Annotated in this window: 25 protein-coding genes; 14 read left to right on the top strand and 11 right to left on the bottom strand. The window is 68.9% G+C overall.

What is annotated here, in order from left to right; translation table 11 throughout:
- The first annotated feature begins 15 nt into the window (after positions 1–15).
- From ON33_RS11635 to nagB, 5 genes are read left to right on the top strand one after another with little or no spacing between them, the layout of a single operon-like run.
- Complete coding sequence (locus ON33_RS11635; RefSeq protein WP_040858359.1) at positions 16–1299, top strand: PTS transporter subunit EIIC; 1284 nt, start codon at positions 16–18, stop codon at positions 1297–1299.
- The gene (locus ON33_RS11630; RefSeq protein ID WP_040858357.1) at positions 1296–1559 is read left to right on the top strand and encodes an HPr family phosphocarrier protein; all 264 of its coding nucleotides are present in this window, start codon (positions 1296–1298) and stop codon (positions 1557–1559) included. Before ON33_RS11635 ends, ON33_RS11630 begins: the two co-directional genes overlap by 4 nt.
- Positions 1549–3204 carry a phosphoenolpyruvate--protein phosphotransferase gene (gene ptsP, locus ON33_RS11625; protein WP_157184490.1) on the top strand — a complete coding sequence of 552 codons (1656 nt, stop codon included), beginning with the start codon at positions 1549–1551 and terminating at the stop codon, positions 3202–3204. Before ON33_RS11630 ends, ptsP begins: the two co-directional genes overlap by 11 nt.
- The gene (locus ON33_RS11620) at positions 3201–4367 is read left to right on the top strand and encodes an N-acetylglucosamine-6-phosphate deacetylase (RefSeq protein ID WP_040858355.1); all 1167 of its coding nucleotides are present in this window, start codon (positions 3201–3203) and stop codon (positions 4365–4367) included. The genes ptsP and ON33_RS11620 overlap by 4 nt, the downstream gene beginning before the upstream one ends.
- Complete coding sequence (gene nagB, locus ON33_RS11615; protein WP_040858353.1) at positions 4355–5137, top strand: glucosamine-6-phosphate deaminase; 783 nt, start codon at positions 4355–4357, stop codon at positions 5135–5137. Before ON33_RS11620 ends, nagB begins: the two co-directional genes overlap by 13 nt.
- Positions 5138–5140: 3 nt before the next feature.
- Here nagB and ON33_RS39520 read toward each other — a convergent pair whose 3' ends face one another.
- Together ON33_RS39520 and ON33_RS11610 are read right to left on the bottom strand one after the other, a co-directional pair.
- Positions 5141–5263, bottom strand: a complete 123-nt coding sequence (locus tag ON33_RS39520; RefSeq protein WP_083868872.1) for a limonene-1,2-epoxide hydrolase family protein — start codon at positions 5261–5263, stop codon at positions 5141–5143.
- Between the two features lie 72 nt (positions 5264–5335).
- Positions 5336–5926, bottom strand: a complete 591-nt coding sequence (locus tag ON33_RS11610) for a TetR/AcrR family transcriptional regulator (protein ID WP_040858351.1) — start codon at positions 5924–5926, stop codon at positions 5336–5338.
- A 70-nt stretch (positions 5927–5996) separates the two neighbouring features.
- Here ON33_RS11610 and ON33_RS11605 point away from each other — a divergent pair, with 70 nt between their 5' ends.
- On the top strand, positions 5997–6821 hold the full coding sequence (locus ON33_RS11605; protein ID WP_083868870.1) for a class I SAM-dependent methyltransferase: 825 nt from the start codon (positions 5997–5999) through the stop codon (positions 6819–6821).
- Between the two features lie 167 nt (positions 6822–6988).
- Here the strand turns inward: ON33_RS11605 and ON33_RS11600 are convergent, their stop codons facing one another.
- On the bottom strand, positions 6989–7183 hold the full coding sequence (locus tag ON33_RS11600) for a hypothetical protein (RefSeq protein WP_157184489.1): 195 nt from the start codon (positions 7181–7183) through the stop codon (positions 6989–6991).
- Between the two features lie 15 nt (positions 7184–7198).
- Here ON33_RS11600 and ON33_RS11595 point away from each other — a divergent pair, with 15 nt between their 5' ends.
- Together ON33_RS11595 and ON33_RS11590 are read left to right on the top strand one after the other, a co-directional pair.
- Positions 7199–7618, top strand: a complete 420-nt coding sequence (locus ON33_RS11595) for a cupin domain-containing protein (protein ID WP_051151923.1) — start codon at positions 7199–7201, stop codon at positions 7616–7618.
- Between the two features lie 10 nt (positions 7619–7628).
- Positions 7629–8501 carry a class I SAM-dependent methyltransferase gene (locus tag ON33_RS11590; RefSeq protein ID WP_040858345.1) on the top strand — a complete coding sequence of 291 codons (873 nt, stop codon included), beginning with the start codon at positions 7629–7631 and terminating at the stop codon, positions 8499–8501.
- Between the two features lie 7 nt (positions 8502–8508).
- Here the strand turns inward: ON33_RS11590 and ON33_RS11585 are convergent, their stop codons facing one another.
- From ON33_RS11585 to mptB, 8 genes are all read right to left on the bottom strand, one after another.
- A complete protein-coding gene (locus ON33_RS11585) occupies positions 8509–8895 on the bottom strand; it encodes a hypothetical protein (RefSeq protein WP_040858342.1) in 387 nt (128 codons plus the stop codon).
- Between the two features lie 82 nt (positions 8896–8977).
- Positions 8978–9829, bottom strand: coding sequence for a hypothetical protein (locus ON33_RS11580; RefSeq protein ID WP_040858340.1), 852 nt, complete (start codon positions 9827–9829; stop codon positions 8978–8980).
- Positions 9830–10115: 286 nt separating this feature from the next.
- Entirely contained in the window at positions 10116–11267 is a 1152-nt protein-coding gene (locus tag ON33_RS11570) for a serine hydrolase domain-containing protein (RefSeq protein WP_051151921.1), read from the bottom strand.
- A 183-nt stretch (positions 11268–11450) separates the two neighbouring features.
- Entirely contained in the window at positions 11451–12101 is a 651-nt protein-coding gene (locus ON33_RS11565) for a class I SAM-dependent methyltransferase (RefSeq protein ID WP_218001408.1), read from the bottom strand.
- A 47-nt stretch (positions 12102–12148) separates the two neighbouring features.
- Positions 12149–13126: a COX15/CtaA family protein gene (locus ON33_RS11560; RefSeq protein ID WP_040858334.1), complete on the bottom strand. Its 978-nt coding sequence runs from the start codon at positions 13124–13126 to the stop codon at positions 12149–12151.
- Between the two features lie 98 nt (positions 13127–13224).
- Complete coding sequence (locus ON33_RS11555) at positions 13225–14007, bottom strand: ABC transporter permease (protein ID WP_040858332.1); 783 nt, start codon at positions 14005–14007, stop codon at positions 13225–13227.
- Positions 14004–14936, bottom strand: coding sequence for an ABC transporter ATP-binding protein (locus ON33_RS11550; RefSeq protein ID WP_040858329.1), 933 nt, complete (start codon positions 14934–14936; stop codon positions 14004–14006). Before ON33_RS11550 ends, ON33_RS11555 begins: the two co-directional genes overlap by 4 nt.
- Entirely contained in the window at positions 14933–16615 is a 1683-nt protein-coding gene (gene mptB, locus ON33_RS11545; protein WP_040858327.1) for a polyprenol phosphomannose-dependent alpha 1,6 mannosyltransferase MptB, read from the bottom strand. Before mptB ends, ON33_RS11550 begins: the two co-directional genes overlap by 4 nt.
- A gap of 167 nt (positions 16616–16782) precedes the next feature.
- Here mptB and ON33_RS11540 point away from each other — a divergent pair, with 167 nt between their 5' ends.
- From ON33_RS11540 to ON33_RS11515, 6 genes are all read left to right on the top strand, one after another.
- The gene (locus tag ON33_RS11540) at positions 16783–18936 is read left to right on the top strand and encodes an MMPL family transporter (protein ID WP_083868868.1); all 2154 of its coding nucleotides are present in this window, start codon (positions 16783–16785) and stop codon (positions 18934–18936) included.
- 96 nt (positions 18937–19032) lie between these two features.
- Positions 19033–19302, top strand: a complete 270-nt coding sequence (locus ON33_RS11535; protein WP_040858321.1) for a metal-sensitive transcriptional regulator — start codon at positions 19033–19035, stop codon at positions 19300–19302.
- 21 nt (positions 19303–19323) lie between these two features.
- The gene (locus ON33_RS11530; RefSeq protein ID WP_040858320.1) at positions 19324–19563 is read left to right on the top strand and encodes a YgaP family membrane protein; all 240 of its coding nucleotides are present in this window, start codon (positions 19324–19326) and stop codon (positions 19561–19563) included.
- Positions 19563–19958, top strand: a complete 396-nt coding sequence (locus tag ON33_RS11525) for a DUF302 domain-containing protein (protein WP_040858318.1) — start codon at positions 19563–19565, stop codon at positions 19956–19958. The genes ON33_RS11530 and ON33_RS11525 overlap by 1 nt, the downstream gene beginning before the upstream one ends.
- A 59-nt stretch (positions 19959–20017) precedes the next feature.
- Positions 20018–20611 (top strand): TetR/AcrR family transcriptional regulator, encoded by a 594-nt coding sequence (locus tag ON33_RS11520; protein WP_051151920.1) that lies wholly within the window; start codon positions 20018–20020, stop codon positions 20609–20611.
- 40 nt (positions 20612–20651) lie between these two features.
- Positions 20652–21671: a zinc-dependent alcohol dehydrogenase gene (locus ON33_RS11515; RefSeq protein ID WP_040858316.1), complete on the top strand. Its 1020-nt coding sequence runs from the start codon at positions 20652–20654 to the stop codon at positions 21669–21671.
- Positions 21672–21807 lie beyond the last annotated feature (136 nt).

Here is a 21807-nt window from a genome sequence, read left to right as displayed (position 1 = left end):
ACTGAGGACCACTCCATGGCCGATGCCGTCGAGAGCTCTCGCAAGAAGCTCGATCTATCCGGACTGCAGAAGCTCGGCCGCAGCTTGATGCTGCCGATCGCCACGCTACCCGCTGCCGGCCTGTTGCTCCGGCTAGGACAGGAGGACATGCTCGGCCGGTTCTCGCCGCTGCGCTCGGTCGCCGCCGTGCTCGCCGGCGCGGGCGGAACTCTCATCGACAACCTCCCACTGCTGTTCGCGGTCGGCATCGCCATCGGCTGGGCCAAGAAGTCCGACGGCTCGACCGCGCTCGCCGCGGTCGTCGGCTACCTCGCCTTCACCGGTGTCCTCAAAGCCATGTCCCCGGTCGTGCTGGACGGGAGCTGTGGCCCGGTGCTGGGCTGGCTGTTCCGGGCCGCGCACTGGAACTGCCCGGTCGTCGACGTCGAAAAGGCCCCGGCCGCGCAGCTTGTCAACTTCGGCGTTCTCGGCGGCATCGTCATGGGTCTGACCGCGGCCTCGCTCTGGCAGCGCTTCCACCGCACCCAGCTGCCCGACTACCTGGGCTTCTTCTCCGGCCGCCGGCTGGTGCCGATCCTGACCGCGTGCGCGGCCGTGGTGATCGGCGTGGTCATGTCGTTCATCTATCCCGCCTTCAATGCCGCGCTGACCTGGCTGGGCACCACCGTCGCCGACAACTCGGTAGCCGGTGGCGGCGTCTTCGGATTCGCCAACCGCATGCTGCTGCCGTTGGGCCTGCACCACATCATCAACTCGGTGGTCTGGTTCGTCATCGGCGACTACCACGGCGCGCACGGCGACATCCCGCGCTTCCTGGCCGGCGACCCCTCGGCTGGCACCTTCATGACCGGCTTCTTCCCGATCATGATGTTCGGCCTGCCCGCCGCGGCCATCGCCATCTGGCGGCACGCGCGGCCGGAGCACCGCAAGATGATCGGCGGCATCATGCTGTCCACCGGTCTGACCGCGTTCCTCACCGGTATCACCGAGCCGCTGGAGTTCTCCTTCATCTTCGTGGCCTGGCCGCTGCTGGTGATCCACGCGTTCTTCACCGGCACCGCGCTGGCGCTCACCAATGCCCTCGGCATTCACGACGGTTTCACCTTCTCGGCCGGCGCCATCGACTATCTGCTGAACTTCGGCAAGGCCACCCATCCGCTGCTGCTGATCCCGATCGGACTCGGCTACGCGGTTCTGTACTACGTCACCTTCAGCTTCATCATCAAGCGCTGGAACCTGCCCACGCCCGGCCGGGAACCCGACGAGTCCGATATCGAGAAGGAGAACATCGCAGCATGATCACCCGCACCGCCGTAGTCGCGTCCAAGACCGGACTGCACGCCCGGCCCGCTGCCCTGTTCGCCAAGGCCGCCGGGGAAGCCGGTGTCCCCGTGCGGATCTCGGTCGGCGACAAGGACCCCGTCGCCGCCAACAGCCTGCTGCAGGTGATGACCCTGGGCGTCGAGCAGGGCGACACCGTCACCCTGCACGCCGAGGACGGCGCCGACGCGGCCCTCGATACGCTGGTCACGATCCTGGAGACAGATCTTGACGCGTGAGGTGCGCGGTGTCGCCGCCGCTCCCGGGATCGCCGTCGGATCGGTGAAGTGGCTGGCGCCCGCGCCGGTCACCAGCCCGAACGACCCGCCGGGGAGCGACGTCGAGGCCGAAATCGCCCGTGCGGAGGCCGCTTTCGAGACGGTCGCCGGCCGGTATTCCGCCCAGGCGCTCGACGCGCCGGGCCCGGCGGCCGACATCCTGTTCATGACCTCGGCGCTGGCCGCGGATCCGGCGCTGCTGGATCAGGTGCGCGCCGAGATCCGGGGCGGGACGCCGACCGCGCACTCGGTCACCGAGGCGGTGGCGCACTTCGGCGGGCAGCTGGCCGCGCTCGGCGGCATGATGGCCGAACGAGCGTCGGATCTGAGGGATGTGGGGCACCGGGTGGTGGCCGCGCTGCTCGGCGTCGACCCGCCCGGCATTCCCGACAGCACAACGCCTTTCGTCCTCGCCGCGCAAGACCTGGCGCCCGCCGATACCGCGACGCTGGATCCTCAGCGGGTGATCGGGTTGCTCACCGTGGCGGGCGGGCCGACGTCCCATACCGCCATTCTGGCCAAGGCACTGGGGATTCCGGCCGTGGTCGCGGCGCCGGACGCGGCCGGGATCGCCGAAGACACCGAGGTCGTGCTCGACGGCACGGCCGGTGTGGTCGAGATCGGCCCCGCCGCCGCGCGGCGCGAGGAAGTGCTCGCGCTGCGGGCCCGGCAAGCGGACGCACCGACCGGTCCCGGTCGCACGGCCGACGGCCACGCCGTGCCGCTGCTGGCCAATGTGGGCTCCGTTGCCGATGCGCGGCTGGCGGTCGAACTCGGCGCCGAGGGTGTCGGCCTGTTCCGGACCGAATTCCTGTTCCTGGACCACAAGTCGGCCCCCACCGTGGCCGAGCAGACCGAGCAATACGCCGAGATCTTCCGCGTCCTGGGCGACCGGCCGGTCACGGTCCGCACCCTGGATGCCGGATCCGACAAGCCGCTGCCGTTCCTCGACCTGCCGGACGAGGAGAACCCAGCGCTGGGCGTGCGTGGTCTGCGGTTGAGCAACGTCGATGAGGGGACGCTGCTCGACCAGCTCGCGGCAATCGCAGCCGCGGCCGAGAGCACCGGGACGCCTGTGCGGGTCATGGCGCCGATGGTGGCCACCGCCGAAGAGGCAGGCTGGTTCGCCGTCCGCGCTCGCGACGCCGGGATCCGCACCTGCGGCATCATGGTCGAAATCCCCGCGGCCGCTTTGCGTTCGGAGTACATCGGCGCGGAGGTGGACTTCTTCTCCATCGGCACCAACGACCTGTCCCAGTACCTGTTCGGTGCCGACCGCATGTCGTCGTCGCTGGCGGCGCTGCACAATCCGTGGCAGCCCGCGCTGGCCGCGGCCATCGCCATGACGGTGACCGGGGCCGGTAAGCACGGCGTCCGGGTCGGCGTCTGCGGCGAGTCCGCGTCGCATCCCGAATTCGCCTGTGTGCTGGTGGGTCTCGGTGTCGAGACGCTGTCCATGGCCCCGCGCTCGATCGCCGGTGTCCGTGCCCTGCTCGCCGAAGTCACCCTCGAGCAGTGCAGAGCGGCCGCGGTAGCGGTGCTGTCGGTCCGCACCGCCGACGACGCACTCCGAGCGGTGCGCCGGGTATTGGGGCGAGATAAGTGACGACCACCCTGCGCGGGCGGGTCGTCACCCTCACCGAGGCGGGCGAGCTCGCCGACGGGGTGGTGTCGTTCGACGGGGCGCGCCTCGACTATGTGGGCCCGGCAACGGGATTCGGTGGTCCGCTGCCGGAACCGGCCGATGAGCCGCAGATCATCCTGCCGGGGTTGATCGACGTGCACTGTCACGGCGGCGGCGGATTCGGCTTTCCGGAAGCCGACCCCGAGGGGGTGGCCGCCGCCGCGAACTACCATCGCAGCCGGGGCACCACCACACTGGTCGCCTCCCTCGTGTCGGCCACCGAAGCCGAACTCCGCGATCGTATCGACGTGCTGGGCAAAGCCATCGACGACGGGCTGCTGGCCGGAATCCACCTCGAAGGCCCGTTCATCAGCGAGCACCGGTGCGGCGCCCACGATCCCGCACGGATCCTGGCCGGCGACCCGGCGCTGCTGGAACGTCTGCTCGACCATGCCGGCGGCCGGGTCGTATCGGTGACCGTGGCCCCGGAAACCGCCAACTTCGACGCCCTCGCGGGTGTGCTGGCCGACGCGAATGTGATTCTCTCCCTGGGGCACACCGTCGCCGGCTACGAGCGGTCGGTGCACGCCATGCGCCGCGGGGGGCGGGTGTCCATCACGCACCTGTTCAATGCCATGCCCGGGCTGGCGCACCGCGACGCCAACTTCCTCACCGCCGCCATGGCCGCCGCCGGTCGCGGCGACGTGGTGGCCGAAGTCATCGGCGACGGCGTGCATCTGGCCGACGGCACCGTGCGCATGGTCTTCGACACCATCGGCCCCGCCAATCTGGCCCTCATCACCGACGCCATGGCCGCCGCCGGGCAGCCCGACGGACGCTACCAGCTCGGCAGCCTGGATGTCGTGGTGCGGGACGGGATCTCGCGCATCTACGACCCGGACGGGGAAGGAGTCATCGCCGGGGGCACCGCCACCGCCGCGGAAGTGCTGCGCCGCACCGTGTTCCACGCGGGAGTCGAACTCACCGCGGCGGCCACCGCCGCCTGCGCCACCCCCGCCCGCCTGCTCGGCAGGGCCGGCGACATCGGCGCGCTGGCTCCCGGGATGCGCGCCGACCTGCTGGTCGCCGACCACCACCTCGATCCCGTGACCGTCTACAAGGATGGAGCGCCATGGAACTCGTGATCACCGACAACGCGGCCGAAGCCGGGGTACTGGCCGGTCGCATCATGGCCGACCACGTCCGCCGCGGCGCCCGCGCCATCGGGCTGGCCACGGGATCCTCACCACTGGGCGCGTACCGGGAACTCATCCGGCAGCATCGCGAGGAGGGCCTGAGTTTCGCGGGCGTGCAGGCGTTCCTGCTCGACGAGTACATCGGGCTGCCGCCCGGGCACGCGCAGTCCTACCGGCAGTTCATCCGGGACGAGTTCACCTCACACGTGGATTTCGCCGACGCCGACGTCCACAGCCCCGACGGCAATGCCACCGACATTCCTGCGGCCGCGGCCGCCTATGAAAATGCCATCCTGGAGAACGGGCCCATCGCCGTGCAGATCCTCGGGATCGGCGCGAACGGGCACATCGGCTTCAACGAGCCGGGTTCCTCGCTGCGCTCGCGCACCCGCGTCAAGACCCTGACTCCGCAGACCCGCGAGGACAATGCCCGCTTCTTCGATGACGACCTGGCGCGGGTCCCCACGCATGTGCTCACCCAGGGCCTCGGAACCATCAGCGACGCAGGTCATCTGCTCATGATCGCCGTCGGCGCGGGCAAGGCCGCGGCGGTCGCCGCCGCCGTGGAGGGCCCGGTCTCCGCATTCTGCCCGGCGTCGATCCTGCAGATGCATCCGCACGTCACGGTCATCGTGGACCCGGACGCGGCGGCGCGCCTGAAGGCCATCGACTACTACCGGTTCGCGATGGCGAACAAGCCCTCCTGGCAGAGCTTCTGAGGTCTAGGCCTCCTGCTGCACGGCGGTGAACGGGACCATGTCGAAGTAGTCACGCCACGCCGCGATGCGGCGGTCCCGGACCTCGAATACTCCGGTCACCGGCAGTTCGATCTCTGCCAGGGTCAAATTTCCCGGCCGCTCCGGCGGTGTCGAGGTTGGTCTCGCCGTGAGATGTTCAGCTGTCTTCGTCTCGGTGTTTCAGGACGTCAGCGCTCCACCCAGCATCGCGGTCACCATGGCGTGCACGTCCTCGGTCTCGGGCCGGGGCGCGGTGCGGTCGGCGAAGAGCAGGTGTCCCGATCCGATCAGCGTGCGAGCCAGCAGATCGGTGTCGCAGGTGGCGGCGATCCGGCCGTGCTCGACCTCGGCGGCCAGATATGCGGCGATCAGCCCGGTGGCCTCGGTCAGGAGGGGGATCCCGACCGGCCGGCGCTGCCGCAGCCGGGCGCGCAGCTCATCGCGGAAGGTGACCAGGCTGACGATGGCCACCGCCACCGTCTCGAACACCGCGGTCAGCGCCTCGGTGAGATTGCCGGTCACCGTGGCGTCCCCGGCCCGATCGCCCAGGGCCGAGCCCAGCCGTTCTATCCGGACGATCCGATCCTCGACCAGCTCGGCGAGGAACCCGTCGAAGTCGGCGAAGTGCCGGTGCAGCACCCCCTTCGCGCACCCCGCCTCCGTGGTGACCGACCGGCTCGTCAGCCCACTCGGCCCGTCCCGCAACAGAATCCGCTCGGCCGCGTCGAACAGCTGCTCCCGCGCATCGCGTATGGCCACCCCGGTGGGCACTCCGCACTCCTTTCCGTCTGCCGCGCCCGATTCCTTGCGGAGTGGGCAAGTGCCCACTTAAAGTGGGCGCATGGTCACTCTACCGTCCTCGGAACCCGAACCCGCAGACCAGAGCCCTCATCTAGCCCGGCAGGTGGCCGAATCGTTCGGCATCGACGCCGCCCGCTACGACCGCACCCGCCCGTCCTACCCCGCCGCCATGATCGACCGCATCCTCGCGGCCGCCCCGGGGCAGGACATCCTCGACGTCGGCTGCGGAACCGGCATCGCGGCCAGGCAGTTCCGCGACGCCGGCTGCACGGTGCTCGGTGTCGAACCCGATGCTCGCATGGCCGATTTCGCCCGCGAGACCGGCATCGACGTCGAGATCGGCACCTTCGAGAACTGGGACCCGGCCGGCCGCACCTTCGATGCCGTCATCGCCGGAACCGCCTGGCACTGGGTCGATCCCGTCCTGGGCACCGCCCGCGCGGTGCAGGTCCTCCGCCCCGGCGGCCGCTTCGCCGCCTTCTGGCCCGTAGTCCAGCTGCCACCCGACGCGGCCCAGGCCTTCGCCACCGTCTACCGCCGACACCTGCCGGACACACCTGTCGCGCGGATCGCCGACCGGCCCGCCCTGGAGGTCTACCAGCCGATGCTGGACCTGGTGGCCAAGGGAATCCACGATTCCGGAGCCTTCACCGTCCCCGAACAATGGCGGTTCGACTGGCACCACACCTACACCCGCGACGAATGGCTCGACCAGATCCCCACCCACGGCACCCTGACCCAAACCCCATCCGACACCCTCGCCGCCGTCCTCGACGGCATCGGCGCCGCCATCGACGCGCTCGGCGGCACCTTCACCGCCTCCTACGCCACCGTCGTCATCACCGCCTCTGTCCAGCCCGGCTGATCCCGCACGGGTGCGCTCCGCTGACCCGGGAAGCTCTGCAGGGGTTCATGATCGAGCATCTCGGCCCGATCAGATCGCTCGCTGGGAGGAGCTCGGTCATCGTTGTCGGTGGCCAACTGTCATCTGATGGGGTACCGCCACCCTGGCGCGGTCGTGTCGTCGTCTGGTCAGCTGATGCGGGATAGCTTGTGCGGGTTGGTAATCGAGTAGATCGTCTGGATCCGGTCGCCGGCGGGGTCGAGGTCCACCACCACGGCTGCCAGCGGGCTGTGGTCGGAGAAGATGAGGACGCAGGGGTCTTCGGCAACCCAGCGGTAGTCGATGGCTAGGTTGCCGGCGGGGAGGTCGGCGGAGACGGCCATGAAGACGACCACGATATGACCGGCGGAAAGCTCAGCGCCAACCGCGCGGTCCTGCCCGCCGGCACCGACGGCCCGCCGCCGCACTTCCACTCCACCTCCGCGGAACTGTTCTTCCTGCTGGGCGGCACGTTGCGGGTGCTGGCCGGGGAGGAGATCCTCACCATGGGCGAGGGCGATTTCCTGCTGGTGCCGCCCGCCATGGTGCACGCCTGGGCCGCCCCGGCCGATTCGGCCGCCGATATCCTGATCGTGTTCACCCCCGGCATCGAACGCTTCGAATACTTCCGGATGGGCGAGCGCCTCCGCCGCGGTGAGGTCGATCCGCTCGAAATCCTGCGCACCCAAGAACGATTCGACAATCACTTCGTCGACAGCCCGCTCTGGCGGTCATCCCGGATCACCCCGCCCGCGGGCGAGCTACCGGAGCGGGGTTGATAATGAAACCGTGACCGAGCGTGCAGCGAGCCGGACAGCGATCCTGGTCTGCCAGGGCCGGGCCGTGGCGGACGGGCGAATGGGGATCGGGCGGTTCTCCGACCCGGTCGCGGTCGAACTACTGGCCGACGGCGAACGCGAGCTGGTCGATCTCGTGCGCGCGGGCGCGGTGCCGAAGGGCTTCGGTGCGCGGATGGAATACGAATTGCTCTCCGCCACTTCGGAAGTGCTGGCGGCCCGCACGGTCGCCATCGACGAGGCGGTGCGGGAAAGCGCGCATCCGCAGCTGGTGATTCTGGGTGCCGGGCTCGACGCGCGGGCTTGGCGCATGCCGGAGCTGGCGGGCGTCGCCGTGTTCGAGGTGGACCGTCCCGCGTCCCAGGCGGAGAAGCGGGAGCGGTTGGGCGAACGGGAAGCGATCGGCGATGTCCGTTTCGTTCCGGTCGATTTCGCCGAGGATTCCCTGGGCGCCGCTCTCACGGCTGCGGGTCACGACCGGACCCGGTCCACCACCTGGATCTGGGAGGGCGTCGTCCCCTACCTGACGCCCGCGCAGATCGCCGAGACCGTCGTGGAGGTGGCCGAGCACAGCGCCCCCGGCAGCCGCCTGATCATCACCTACCCGACCCCCAATCGGGTGTACCACTACGGCCGAAAGGCCATGGAGTTGTTGCTGACCGTCTCCGGCCGCACCAACCCCATGGCCCGTGAACCGCAGCGCTCGACCTGGACCCCCGAGGCCATGGCCGCCCTGCTCGCCGAGCACGGATTCGCAGTCACCGGCGACCGCGACCTCCAGGCCGTCTCGGTCGCCGCGGGCATCGAGGGGAAGCGCAAGTCCTTGCGCGCCGACGGGCACGTCGTCATCGCCGATCGGCGCTGACGCCCGCTCAGTTCAGGGTGACGACCCAGGAGCCGTTGCAGCCGCGGTTGGTGTCGCGGTTCGGGTCGTAGTTCCACACCGCCTGCAGGTCCGAGTCCTTCTGGATGTCGAAGTCACCGGTCGGCGACTGGACCGGATCACCGTTGTACAGCAGCAGGCTCAGGTCGTTCGGGTAGATCGTCCACGACCCGTTGTAGCCCGCCGGGTAGTTCATGGTCACCGTGGTCGTGCGGCCGGCGTGGTTCTGCACCACGATGCACGAATACGGGTGATTGGACTGCGCCTGCGCCGGTGCGGCAGCCACCACGATGGCCGCCACCCCGACCGCGGCTGCGGCCACCGGCGCCGCTGCTTTCGCCACCAGACCGCGTGCGCCGCTGGGAACGTTCCACATGATGTCTGACCTCCGTTTGAAATCCACCGCCCGAATGGCTGATCGGATGAGACGAAGTTATCCACCGCTCCCAGCGGGTTTCTTATGAAATCCTTGTCGCCGCGGCCCGCCGGTTGCCGTCCTCCTCCATCGGATCGGCGGCGATCAGAGCGAGGCGTTCCCGCACTCCGGACAGCGAGATGTCCGCGGCCGTGATCGCGACCCCACGGGTCGTGGCCTCACAGTCGGTGAGGCATTCGAGCGCGCGACCACGTGGAAAATCGGGTGAGAGAAGGCTCAGCGCTTCGGCGCACCGGATCCGGAGGTAGGAGTACACGGTGGAGTCGAACATCGCCTCGACGGCAGGGACGGCGTGCGTGTGGCCGAGCCGGGCCAGGGCAGCGACCAGATTGCACTGGTCATGAATGTGGTCGTCGCTGCCGTCGCTGGTTGCCTCCAGATTATCGAACAACCTTGGCGCATCGGACTTTTCGGCGATGTCCACGAGCAGCGACAGCGCGGTGCTGCCGATCGGGCTCGCGATGTCGGCGTGCGCCCGCGCCCATACCGAGGCCCGAGGTGACCGCAGTTGCCGCAACTGCCGGCGCACCGCTGCCCGCACAGCCAGCGTGGCGGCCCCCTCCGCGAGCGCTGCGGTTGCGACCTCCAGAATCAGAGCTTCCCACCGCTCGTCCGTGATCTCCGGGGGCGAATGCTCGTGAACGAGTCCGGATTCCGTGGCGAACCGAAGGACACGTTCGCAGTCGACCGCATCTCGCGTCGTCCGCGCGGACGGCACCTTCGGCCGCCGCGACCACTTCCGCTCCTCGCCGGAGATCACACTGTCGATCTGCCGGCTCCGCACCGCGAATTCCACGAGCGCCTGCAAACCGAAATCGATACCGCCGTCGCCGGTCTCGCCCCGGGGCCGGGACCGGCTACTGGCCGGATCCAACGCCTACTTCGTTGCCTGTCTGCGCGACCGCGGAGTCAAGGCGCTGCTCCTTGAAGTCCTGGCCGAACCCTTGATCGCGGATGAGGTGGCGGCCCGCAACGCCCGCAACGCCGCCCGGATCGAACCCGATTTCGCGGTCCTCGGCTGGCCGCATCCGGCCGAGGGCGCGCGTCCGTGGGTCGGCCTGGTCGCCGAGGCCGCCCTGCACGAACTGCAGGCCGGACGTGAGCAGCCGTCGGTGCGAACCGCATTGTGGCGGTTCCTCCCAACTGACAGCCGGCTCGGTTCAGTCGGCCGCGCAGAGCGCGGTGTCGAAGGCCTGCTGGGCGGCAGCGGTGAGGGTGGCATCCGAGGGCCGAAGATCGGTGATGAGGGTGACGGCGCGGCCGCCGGGGGTCACGGCATCGAAGGTGCGGAAGCCTGGGATCGATCCGCCGTGACCCCACACCTGGATGCCGCATGGTGCGGTGGTGGTGGTCAGCCCGAGACCGTAGGAGTAGCCGGGACGGTTTGTCAGCGGCCGCGGGTTGGCGCGCATGGCCGCGACCTGGTCCGGCGGCAGCAGCTTTCCGTCGAACAGGGCGGTGAAGAAGTGATTCACGTCCGCGCCCGTCGAGACCAGCGCACCGGCGCTGCCCGCCCATGACGAGTCGAAACGGGTGACATCGACCGGCTTGCCGTCCACCGTTTCGTAGCCCCGCGGGTGGGGATCGCGGAGATCGGTGTCGCGGTCGGCGGGGAAGTAGGTGTCGCGCAGACCCAGCCGGTCGATGACGCGGTGCGTGACCTCCTCGGCGACCGGATGGCCGGTCACGCGTTCCACGATCATGCCGACGACGAGGTAATTGGTATTGCTGTATTCGGCTTTCGCACCCGGTTCGAAGTGAGCGGGCAGGGTCATCGCGCCACGGACCAGATCGGCGGTCTCGAAGTGCTTGGTCAGCAGATCATCGGAATCACCTTGGAGCTTGGGCAGTTCCAGGTATTCGGGTAGACCGCTGGTGTGCTGCATCAGATTCCGGACGGTGATCCGGTTGCCATCGATCCCGACGCCCTGCACGACGCCGGGGAGGTAGCGCTCGACGGGCGCGTCCAGCTCCACGGAGCCCTCCGCGACCAGCTGCATCATGGTGGCAGCGACAAATGCCTTGGTATTACTGCCAACTCGCACGTGCGCACCCGGTGGGAAAGGCGCGCTGGTGGCGACGTCTCCGACGCCGGCACTCGCACTCCACTCGCGACCGCCCTCGGTGACCACAACCTGAACCCCGGGAATGCCCGTCGCCACGACACTGTCCAGCGCCTGCCGCACCTCCGTGCGTGCCTGCTCCGACAGCGGCCCCGATGCCTTCGGAGCATTGCTACAGGCCGCCACCCCGCACACCAACCCGACGACCGCCAGCGCCGGCGTCATCCTGCGAACGATGCTGTTGATCATGGCCACCTTCCATCCCCGCGATGGTCCGGACCGATCATGCTGATGTGCAGCCGAATTCGATCGCGGACCTGGTAACGGGAGGGTAGCCTGTGCGGCTCGCTGCGGACATCGCTCTCCGGGCCAATGAGCGGTAATCCCGAAGTCGTAGTGGCAGTCCGGGAGAACCCCCGGTCACAGTCTCCGTCAGGGCCGGTAGTGAGAGGTCACAGCCTCCTGGCCGGTGTAATTCGGCCCGGCGTGGGCATCCGCGCCCACATACTCGAATGCCCAGTGGGGGAGTCCTCGACCGCTGCGCGTCAGTCGGTGGGCACGCGCGTTGTAGGTGAAACCGTTGTCACGGAGGGCTTTGGTGAACGGTCGCCCCAGCGGCGCGCCATCGGGTCGGCGCACCGAGCCGGCCTCGAAATTGGCCGCCAGCAGCCCATCCGGAGTCAGCCATGAGGACAGGCGGGTCAGGGCGGTCAGCTTGTCACCCACATAGTGCAGAGCATGAACACTGGTGATCAGGTCGAACGGCTCGCTGGGCTGCCACTTCAAGACGGAACCGGTGACAAGTGTGACCCCGGGCCGGGAGGGTCCACTGAAATAGTCGACCAGGTCCAAGCCCACGATCTGGTCCTCACCGGAGAGTGATTCACCGGCATCGAACAACGCCCGGGCACTGCCGCACCCGATATCGAGCCACCGCTGCGGCCCGGGCCGGGCGGAGAGCCAGGCGACGGGGTCGAAGCCGAGTTCGCGACGGTAGGCGGGCAGGCGGCGATCGCGGTTCATCGCGGAGTTCGCTACTACCGCAGTCTGTTCCAGCTGAGCGTCGTCGAGAAGATCAGGCACACCAGACATCCTGCCGGGTGTGCCGACTCCGTGCGTGGCGCGAAATGCTAGGCGGCGGCCTTGTCGGCCGCGGCCGGGGCCGAGGTGGGGAGCGGCTCGCGGGTCCGCATGGCGGCCCAGAGGGCGGCGGTGGCCGCGGTGCAGGCCGCCGCGCCGCCGACGTGGAAGGCCACCAGGGCGGCGGGAACGTGCGTGAAGTACTGGACGATGCCGATCAGGGCCTGGGAGCAGACGAGCGCGATGACCACGATGAGCCGGGTCCGGATCGCCTTGTTCATCCCGACCGCTGCCAGGCCGCAGGCCAGGCCGACCAGCAGCGCCAGGTAGGCCACGAGGAGTTCGGCGTGCAGGTGGACCAGCGTGACGATCTCGACCTGCAGGCGTTCGACCGGCTTCTCGACGCTCTTGTCACCCGCGTGCGGGCCGGCGCCGGTGACCAGGGTGCCCGCGATCAGGGTCCCGGTGAGGGCCAGACCGGACAGTGCGGTCAGCAACCGCAGCGGCTTCGGAACCTGAATCGTGTCGATGCCCTCGTCGGGTTCGCCGACCTTGGCCCACAGCAGCGTCGCCAGCCACACCATCAGCATGGACGCGAGCAGGTGCACCGCGACCGTCCACCACAGCAGCCCGGTACGCACGGTGATCCCGCCGATCACCGCCTGCAGCACGGTGCCGCCGGGCATCAGCCACGCGTACACCTGGACCTCGCGCCGCCGACGCGCCCGGGTGACCGCGAGCACGATGGCCGCCGCGGCCAGCGACACCACGAAAGTCAGCATGCGGTTGCTGAATTCGACCACCTGGTGCACCACCGGCACCTCGGCGACCGCGGTCGGCACGAAGCTGCCGGGGAAGCACTGCGGCCAGGTGGGGCAGCCCAGACCCGAGGCGGTGACGCGGACGACCGCCCCGGTCACCGAGATTCCGGCCTGGGACAGGATGACCAGGAAGGCGATGAGTCGCTGCACCCGAAGGGAGGGCATCGGGAACAGGTCGGCAAGTCGCTGGAAGGCGCGAGACAGCACGCACCGATGGTAGCGGGACGGTATTTCGCCCCGTCACCCGCCCTACTACAACGTGTCGTTAAACACCCGGGCGGGCGCGAACTTTCACGCCGGCCGCGTCAGTCGAATTTGAAGAACCGGGTGGCCAGCCACCCCGCGAGCCCGCCCCAGCCCGCCAGCACCGCGAGCCCGTACCAGTCGATGCTGGTGCGCATGGCCTGCTCCAGGCACTCCGACAGCGCCCCGGACGGAATGATCCGCGCGATCAGGCTCACCGCGTGCGGCAGATCGTCGGACATGAACACCAGGCTCGCGGTCCCGAGCATGACGAACCACAGGATGTTCGCCAGCGCCAGCACCACCTCGGCCTTGAGCGTCCCGCCCAGCAGCAGTCCCAACGCCGCGAAGGTCGCGGTCCCGATCGCGATCACCACCGCGCCCAGCAGCAGCCCGCCCAGGGCCGGCCGCCACCCGAGCGCGAACCCGATGGCCCCCAGCAGGATCGACTGCAGCACCACGACGATCAGCACCGCCGAGCACTTGCCCGCGACGACGCCCCACCTCGGCAGCGGCGTCGCCCCGAGGCGCTTCAGCGCCCCGTACCGCCGATCGAATCCAACAGCGATGGCCTGCCCGGTGAACGCGGTCGACATGATCGCCACCATCATCACCGCGGGCACGACCCGATCCACCCGGTGCTCGCCCAGCCCGCTGACCGGCAGCAGGGACAACCCGATCAGCAGCGTGATCGGAATGAACATGGTGAGCAGCAGCTGTTCCCCGTTGCGCAGCAACAGGATCAGCTCCATGCGGGTCTGCGCCGCCAGCATCTTCGCCCGCGTGGTCGGCTGCGGGGCGGGGGAGAAGGTGCCCGCCGCGAATCGGTTCACGGTCTCGGTCATCCGCGCAGCTCCCGCCCGGTCAGTTCGAGGAACACGTCTTCCAGGCGGCGCTGGTCGATGCGAATGTCGGTGGGCAGCACGTCGATTCGCGCGCACCACGCGGTCATGGTGGCCAGCACCTGCGGGGTGATGTCGCCCTGCAGCAGGTAGGAGCCGGGCGCGGTCTCGCGCGGGGTGAAACCCTCCGGCAGCGCTGCTTCCAGCAGTGACAGGTCCAGTTTGGGGGGCGCGGTGAACGCCAGCCGGCCCTCGGCCCCGTGCGAGGTCACCTCGGCGGGCGTGCCCTGCGCGACGACCTGCCCGTGATCGATGATGACCAGCTGGTCGGCGAGCTGCTCGGCCTCGTCCATCATGTGCGTGGTGAGCAGCACGCTGACCCCGTCGCGGCGCAGCGCGTCGATGAGCTCCCACACCAGATGCCGTGCCTGCGCGTCCAATCCGGCGGTCGGCTCGTCGAGGAACACGATCTCCGGCCGCCCGACCAGCGCGCACGCCAGCGCGAGCCGCTGCTGCTGCCCGCCCGAGAGCCGCCGATACGGCGTCCGCCGAGCGTCTTTCAGCCCGAGCGTGTCCAGCAGCCAGGCCGGGTCCAGGGGATTCGCCGAGTAGGAGGCGACGAGGTCGAGCATCTCCCCGGCCTTGGATCCCGGATACGCGCCGCCACCCTGCAGCATGACGCCGATGCGCGGTCGGAGCCGGTCGGAGTCGGCGATCGGGTCCAGGCCCAGTACTCGCACGGTCCCGGCGTCGGGGGTGACGAAGCCCTCGCACATCTCGGTGGTGGTGGTCTTGCCGGCGCCATTGGGTCCGAGCAGGGCCAGCACCTGCGCGCGTTCGATATCGAAGCTGATGCCGTCGACCGCGGTGGTCTCGCCGTAGCGTTTCACGACGCCGTCGACGCGTACGGCGGGTCCGGAAGCTGCGGTCACGATGAGACACCGTAAGGCGTGGGCTGCTGTGACCGAGCCGACACCCCCGGCTGATTGCGCCACGGCAGCACATTTCGGGTCAGGAAGATCAGCGACAGTCCGACGACCAGCGTGGCGATGGCGGATTCGACGATCTGGAAGACATAGAAGTCCGCGCCGCGCGGCATGACCATCACCGATACCACCACCGACAGCACCACCGCGGGCACCCGGAACGCGGGCCGGTTCGCCCACGCCGCGAGGGGCACGATGGCCCATAGCAGGTACCACGGCTGGACCACCGGGAACAGCAGCACGATCGCGCCCAGCGAAACACCCAGCGCGCCGATGGGATTCAAGCGCCCGGTCCACGCGGCGACGAGCATGCGCAATGTCACGAAGCCCGCGATGATCTCGGCGATGGGCCGGGTGATGTCGAGCAGGGCTGTGGTGTGGTCGCCGAGTCCGAGCAGTACGCCCCCGAATCCGGTGATGATCCCGACGGCCGTCGGCAGGGAGAGGTAGCTGCGCACGGTGGTGGCGGTGCCGACGGTATTGACCCAGCCGAATCCCAGCCCGCTGGCGTAGCTCACGAAAAGTGTCGTGACCACGGCTATCACGCCGAGCACGCCGCCGGCGACGAGCACGGGTCTGAGCCCGCGTCCCCACCGCCGGGCCAGAGCCATACCAGCGAATCCGAGGGTCACCAGCGAGATGATCTTCACGGACGAGGACAGCGTGATCAGTACAGTCCCGAATATCAGCAGCGCCCAGGCTCTCTGATCGAAGTCCGGGGCATCGTCGATGGCGCGCAGGCAGAATTCCAGGCCCGCCAGCATGAGCCCGAGCATGAGTGCGTCATTGTGCACGCCGCCGACCAGGTGGAACAGCACCAGCGGGTTGGCCGCGCCCAGCCACAGCGCGCTCACCGGCGCGACGCCGCAGCGCCGTGACAGCCGCGGCAGCGCCCACACCATGAGCGCCACGCCCGCCAGCGCCAGCGCCCGGTGCAGCCATACCCCGAGCACGATGTTGTCGCCGGTGATCTGCGCGATGCCGCGTCCCATCCACAGGAACAGCGGCCCGTAGGGCGCGGAGGTGGACCGCCAGATATTGGGCACATTATTGGTGAGCACATTGTCGAGCCCGAGCCCGTCGACCGGTCCGACCGAGTACGGGTCCATGCCCCGGGCCGCGATTTCGCTCTGTGCCAGATACGAGTACACGTCGTTGCTGAACATGGGCGGCGCGACGCTGAGCGGAATGATCCACAGCAGCAGCGTTCGATCCATCTGCGAACGGCTGAGCCGGTGGCGCGGATCCCCGCCCCAGCCGCCGACGGCGAAGCGGCCCAGCAGCAGCCAGGCCATGATCACCAGGACGGTGCCGATCATGCACATGGCCAGTGTCGAGGTGCCGGCGCGCGCGAAGAATCCGAGCACGCGCATGCCGGAGATCGGATTCTGGTGGACCGGTTGCGCTCCGACGCCCAGCGCCGAGACGGCCATGATCACGGCTCCGGTCGCGCCGAGCAGCCGGATCCGCATCAGTTGCAGGGTTTCGCGGCGGTCCAGGCCGGGACGTTCGGCGTCGTCGCCGTGCAGCACGGCGACGGTGTGATCGGCGGCGGGAACGTCCAGGCCCAGGGCCCGGCGTCCGATATCGATGACTCTGCGCCGCGCGCCTTCCACTACCGCCACAGCTGCGAAGCCTAGTCCGGCGGTGGGCGACCGAGGCCCAGCACATCGCCGTAGACCTGCGTGCGTCGTTGTGATCCGCGGTTGCCGGGCGTTCGCCACTTGACCTCCAATATACCCCTGGGGGTATAGTCTTCACGGATACCCCAGGGGGTATGGAAGGAAGTAATATGCGAAGTCTTACTGTCGGCGTCGCCGACGCTTCACAGATCACGGCCGCCCCCGGCGGTCTCCTGGGCCGTCTCGGGGCCCTCATGGCCGATCGCGCCCGCTGGGTGTTCGGCTTCTGGCTGATCGTCGCGGTGGCGCTGGGCGCGGCCGCGCCCACAGTGTTCGATTCACTCGCCGGCGCCGGATGGCAGGCCAACGGATCGGAATCGGTACAGACCCGCGAGGTCGCGCAGGAGCACTTCGGCGGTAACTCGGCGGCCGCGGTGCAGGTGGTGATCCACTCCGGCGACGCCACCATCGACAGTCCGAAGGCTCAGCGATTGATCGACGAGATCAGTGGAATCCTGCAGCAGGACAGCCGATTCGGTGCGCTCGTCGCTCCCGTGCCCGGCCAGACCGTCAGCCGCGACGGCCACACCGGCATCCTGCTGGCGGGCGCGAACGCGAGCACCGACGACATGGTCGCCGCCGTCACCGACGTCGGACCCCAGCTGAAGGCGCTCTCGTCCGACGGCTTCGAGGTCTATCCGACCGGCGCTTCCGCCCTGTGGAGCGACTTCAACAAGGCCAACCACGAGGCCATGATGAAGGCCGAGATGTTCTCCTGGCCGGTCACTCTCGCGATCATGGTGCTGGCCTTCGGGTCGCTGGTCGCGGCCGGATTGCCGTTGCTGCTGACCCTCACCGGTCTGATCGCCTCGGCGGGTGGCCTGGTGCTGCTCAACCACCTCACGCCGATCTCGGTGTGGGCCATGAACTTCGCGATGATGTTCGCGCTGGCGCTGGGCATCGATTACGCGCTGTTCCTGGTTTCGCGCTTCCGTGACGCGATTCGCAAGTCCGGTGATGCGCGGGCGGCGGTCGCCGAAACCATGGACACCGCCGGCAAAGCCGTGCTGTTGTCGGGCCTGACCGTGCTGGTCAGTCTGTCGGCGGTGCTCATCGTCCCTGCCCCGGCGGTGCGGACCATGGCCGTCGGCATCATGTTCGCGGTGTCGTTCGTGCTGCTGTCCACTCTGACGCTGCTGCCCGCGACGCTAGGCAAGCTGGGTCGCAAGGTCGATGCGGTGTCGTTGCCCCATGTCGCTCGCCAGCCGCATCGCTCACCGCGCTTCGCGGCCTGGGGCGAGCTGCAGCAGCGGCGACCGTGGCCATTCGCCATCGGCGCGCTGATCGTGCTGATCGGCCTGGCGATCCCGGTGTTCGGGCTGAAGGTCGCGATGCCGTCGATCAACGTGGTGCCCCAGGACGCGGCGGTGCGCCAGGGCTACGAGCTCGTGCAACGCGAATTCGGAACGGGCGCACCAGGTATGGTGCAGATCGTCGCACCCGCTGCGGTGGGTGATCAGGCGGCGGCCGCGGCCCGGGCGACCGAGGGCATCGCCGCGGTCACTCCGCCCCAGGCGGCCCCCGACGGCAGTGGATGGGTGATGATGCAGGCCATGCCCGCAGTGGATCCCTCCGATCCGTCGATGGGCACGATCCTCGACACTCTGCGACACGACCTGCCCGAAGGTGCGCTGGCCGGCGGCGCGGCGGCGGAGAATCTCGATCTGCAGGCGGCGCTGAACCACTATCTCCCGATCATCGTGGGCGTCATCCTGGCGCTGGGTTTCCTGCTCTTGCTGGTTGCGCTGCAGGCCCCGCTCATCGCGGTGCTCGGAACGGTGGTCAGCCTGCTGTCCACGGCGGCGGCGTTCGGTGTGGCCAAACTGGTGTTCCAGGATGGCCACGGCGCGAGCCTGCTCGGCTTCACGCCACAGGGCTTCCTCGACGGCTGGGGGCCGGTGTTCTTCTTCGCCATGATCTTCGCGATCGCGATGGACTACACGGTCTTCCTGCTGGCCACCGCCAAGGAGCACTACGAACGTTCCGGTGATCCCGCTGTCGCCCATATCGACGGCGTCGCCCACTCGGGCCGGGTGATCGCGGCTGCCGCGGCGGTCATGGTGGCGGTGTTCTTCACCTTCGCCCTGGCCGATCCGCTGCCGCCGAAGGAGATGGGCATCATTCTCGGTGTCGCCGTCCTGCTGGACGCGGTGCTGATCCGCCTGATCCTGCTGCCGGTGCTGCTGCGCCTGACCGGGCATGCTGCCTGGTGGTCGCCGCGCTGGCTGCGCAAGGTGCTGCCGGACATCAGCTTCGCGCACTGACGGGTGGGGGCCGTGGGAAAGGGTGAGCCCTCTCTCACGGCCCCCGCATACCCCCAGGGGTATACTGAAGTCATCGGACTCAGGGAAGGAATCCACATGATCGGCGACGAAGACAGCATCGCACTGGTCCTCAACCGCCTGCGCCGCGCGCATGGACAGCTCGCGGGCGTCATCTCCATGATCGAGCAGGGCCGCGACTGCAAGGACGTGGTCACCCAACTCGCCGCGGTCTCCCGCGCGCTGGACCGGGCCGGATTCAAGATCGTCGCCACCGGTCTGCGCGACTGCCTGACCGGCGAGAAAGCGGAGAACTCCGAGCCGATGACGGTCGAGGAACTGGAAAAACTCTTCCTGGCGCTGGCCTAGCGCCGGGACCGAAAGGAATTCATGACGACCGCGATCCGCCGCTTGTCCATCGACCGCATCGTGCCGGTTCTGGCCGGCACCATGGTGCTGCTCAGCCTCGCGCTGGTGCTCGCGTTCTCGACCTGGTGGCTGCTGCTGACCACCTTCGTGGCGGCCAACCTGCTGCTCTACGGGATCGCCGGCTGGTGTCCGGTGACCCTCATCCTGCAACGCCTGGGCGTGCCCCGAACCGGCTGCCCCGCAACGGAAAGGAATTCGTGATGAGCCTCGCACTCTCCGCTACTCTGCGCACAGATTTCGCCGACGCGGTGGAACGGACCCGGAAGGCACTGTCCGATCAGGGTTTCGGCGTGCTCACCGAGATCGACGTGACCGCGACCATGAAGCAGAAGCTGGACGCGGACATGGAAAACTACCTCATCCTGGGCGCCTGTAATCCGTCGCTGGCGCACGCCGCCCTCGGCGTGGACCGTCAGATCGGCCTGCTGCTGCCGTGCAATGTGGTTGTGCGCACCGATCGTTCGGACGCCGGCACGGTGATCGTGGAGGCCATGAATCCGGACGTGATGGTGCAGGTCGCGGGCGATCCGGCGCTGCGAGAGGTCGCCGACTCCGCGACCGAGAAGCTCAGTGCCGCCATCGCGGCGCTCGGTTGATCCACTGCGCGAGCATGATTCGCGCTGTCCCTGTCGGACCCCGCTCATACTCTGGATGAATGGTGTCCGATTCGAAACGGCGAATCGAGGTGGCTGCGGCCGGGCTGCTCGCCCGGCACGGCTACCACGGATTCGGGCTGAAGAAGTTGAGCGAGGCGGCGGGGCTGCCGTACGGGTCGATCTACCACCACTTTCCGGGCGGCAAGGAGGAGATCGCGGTCTCGGCCATCACCGGCACCGGCGTGCTGGTGGGGCGCATGATCCGGCAGGCTCCCGGCGATGTGTTCGGTACGGCGGCAACGCTGTTCGACTTCATGGCCACCAAATTGGCCGAGACCGACTGGGCCGCCGGCTGCCCGGTCGGCACGCCCGCCCTGGACGGCGGCAGTGACGTCGACGCCGTGCGCTCCGCCTGCGTATCGGCCTTCGAAGCCATGACGCACGGTTTCGCCGAGCTGCTCACCGAGATGGGCCTGGAACCGGGAGAGGCGCGTGATCTGGCCACCACGGTGGTCGCAGCCTACGAGGGCGCGACCATCCTGGCCCGGGTGCGCCGCACCGACGCGCCGCTCCACACGGTGTCGACGGCCATGGCGCGATTGATCCGGATGAGTCTGGCGGAAGTCGATGCCGCCGAGTCGAATTCACCCTGAGAGGGTTGACTGGAAAGAACGTTCTAGTGACGATCGAGTCATGAAGCGACTCGTGCTCGACGGTCCGAATGCTCTGCACTGGGAAGACACCGCCGAACCCACCCTCGACGCCCGTGATCAGGCCCTGGTCCGCCCCATAGCGGTGGCCACCTGCGATATCGACCCCGCTGTCCTGCAGGGCCGCTTTCCCCTCGCGGGCCCGTACCCCTTCGGTCACGAAGGGGTGGGGGAGGTGGTGGCGGTCGGTAATGAGGTCACCACCGTCCGTCCCGGCGACCGGGTGGTGATCCCGTTCCAGATCTCCTGTGGCGCCTGCGATTCCTGCCGTCGCGGCCACACCGGCGGCTGCACCGCCCACCCGTTCATGTCCAGCTTCGGTCTCGGCCGGATGGGTGGCCTGACCTGGGGTGGTCTGTGGTCGGACCTGGTTCGCATCCCACACGCCGACGCCATGCTGGTCCCGCTGCCCGCCGGTGTGGATCCGGCCGCGGTCGCCAGCGCCAGCGACAATATCGCCGACGCGTATCGCTCGGTCGCCCCGCAGCTGGCCGACCGGCCCGGCGCGGAAGTGCTCGTTCTGAGCGGTCCGGCCGCACCGTCGATCGGCCTGTACGCCGCCGGTCTCGCGGTGGCGCTCGGCTCGGCCCGCGCCGTCTACCTCGATACCGACCCCGAAAGGCTCGCCATCGCAGCCGAACTCGGCGCGGAGCCCATCGAGGGCAGGCCGGCCGAGCGCGTCGGCCGGTTCCCGGTCACCGTCGAAGCCGCGGGCGGCGCCGGCGCTCTGGTGGCCGCCATCCGCGCCACCGCCAATGACGGTTTCTGCACCAGCGTCAGCGTCCAGACCCAGGAAGTCGCGCTGCCCATGCTCGAAATGTATTCGCGCTGCTGCACTTTCCACACCGGTCGCGCGCACGCACGCCCGTCGATCCCGCACATCCTGGAGCTGGTGGCCGCCGAGCGCTTCGACCCGAGCATCGTGACCACGCGCACGGTGGCCTGGGAGGATTCGATCGACGCCCTGCTGGAGGCCCCGGTCAAACTGGTCGCTACGCGCTGAAGTCCGGCACCGAAAGCCACAGCCGCGCCAGCGTTTCCGGGTCGGCGTGCACTTCGATCCGGACGATGCGTTCGCCCGCTCTCGTCGCCGCCGGGGTGCAGCGAGCGCCTGCACGCCCCGATCGGCCACGCGCTCG

The organism is Nocardia niigatensis NBRC 100131 (assembly GCF_000308655.1).
In the GTDB taxonomy this organism is placed as follows: Bacteria; Actinomycetota; Actinomycetes; order Mycobacteriales; family Mycobacteriaceae; genus Nocardia; species Nocardia niigatensis.
The sequence above is the reverse complement of the archived record's forward strand: the minus strand, read 5'-3'. Positions and strand labels throughout refer to the sequence as shown.

Excerpts from the sequence above, each read along its gene's own strand:
- ON33_RS11635 (WP_040858359.1), top strand. The coding sequence starts at position 16 with ATGGCCGATGCCGTCGAGAGCTCTCGCAAGAAGCTCGATCTATCCGGA.
- ON33_RS11630 (WP_040858357.1), top strand. The coding sequence starts at position 1,296 with ATGATCACCCGCACCGCCGTAGTCGCGTCCAAGACCGGACTGCACGCC.
- nagB (WP_040858353.1), top strand. The coding sequence starts at position 4,355 with ATGGAACTCGTGATCACCGACAACGCGGCCGAAGCCGGGGTACTGGCC.
- ON33_RS11605 (WP_083868870.1), top strand. The coding sequence starts at position 5,997 with ATGGTCACTCTACCGTCCTCGGAACCCGAACCCGCAGACCAGAGCCCT.
- ON33_RS11600 (WP_157184489.1), bottom strand. The coding sequence starts at position 7,183 with ATGGCCGTCTCCGCCGACCTCCCCGCCGGCAACCTAGCCATCGACTAC.
- ON33_RS11595 (WP_051151923.1), top strand. The coding sequence starts at position 7,199 with ATGACCGGCGGAAAGCTCAGCGCCAACCGCGCGGTCCTGCCCGCCGGC.
- ON33_RS11585 (WP_040858342.1), bottom strand. The coding sequence starts at position 8,895 with ATGTGGAACGTTCCCAGCGGCGCACGCGGTCTGGTGGCGAAAGCAGCG.
- ON33_RS11570 (WP_051151921.1), bottom strand. The coding sequence starts at position 11,267 with ATGATCAACAGCATCGTTCGCAGGATGACGCCGGCGCTGGCGGTCGTC.
- ON33_RS11555 (WP_040858332.1), bottom strand. The coding sequence starts at position 14,007 with ATGACCGAGACCGTGAACCGATTCGCGGCGGGCACCTTCTCCCCCGCC.
- ON33_RS11540 (WP_083868868.1), top strand. The coding sequence starts at position 16,783 with ATGCGAAGTCTTACTGTCGGCGTCGCCGACGCTTCACAGATCACGGCC.
- ON33_RS11535 (WP_040858321.1), top strand. The coding sequence starts at position 19,033 with ATGATCGGCGACGAAGACAGCATCGCACTGGTCCTCAACCGCCTGCGC.
- ON33_RS11530 (WP_040858320.1), top strand. The coding sequence starts at position 19,324 with ATGACGACCGCGATCCGCCGCTTGTCCATCGACCGCATCGTGCCGGTT.
- ON33_RS11525 (WP_040858318.1), top strand. The coding sequence starts at position 19,563 with ATGAGCCTCGCACTCTCCGCTACTCTGCGCACAGATTTCGCCGACGCG.
- ON33_RS11520 (WP_051151920.1), top strand. The coding sequence starts at position 20,018 with ATGGTGTCCGATTCGAAACGGCGAATCGAGGTGGCTGCGGCCGGGCTG.
- ON33_RS11515 (WP_040858316.1), top strand. The coding sequence starts at position 20,652 with ATGAAGCGACTCGTGCTCGACGGTCCGAATGCTCTGCACTGGGAAGAC.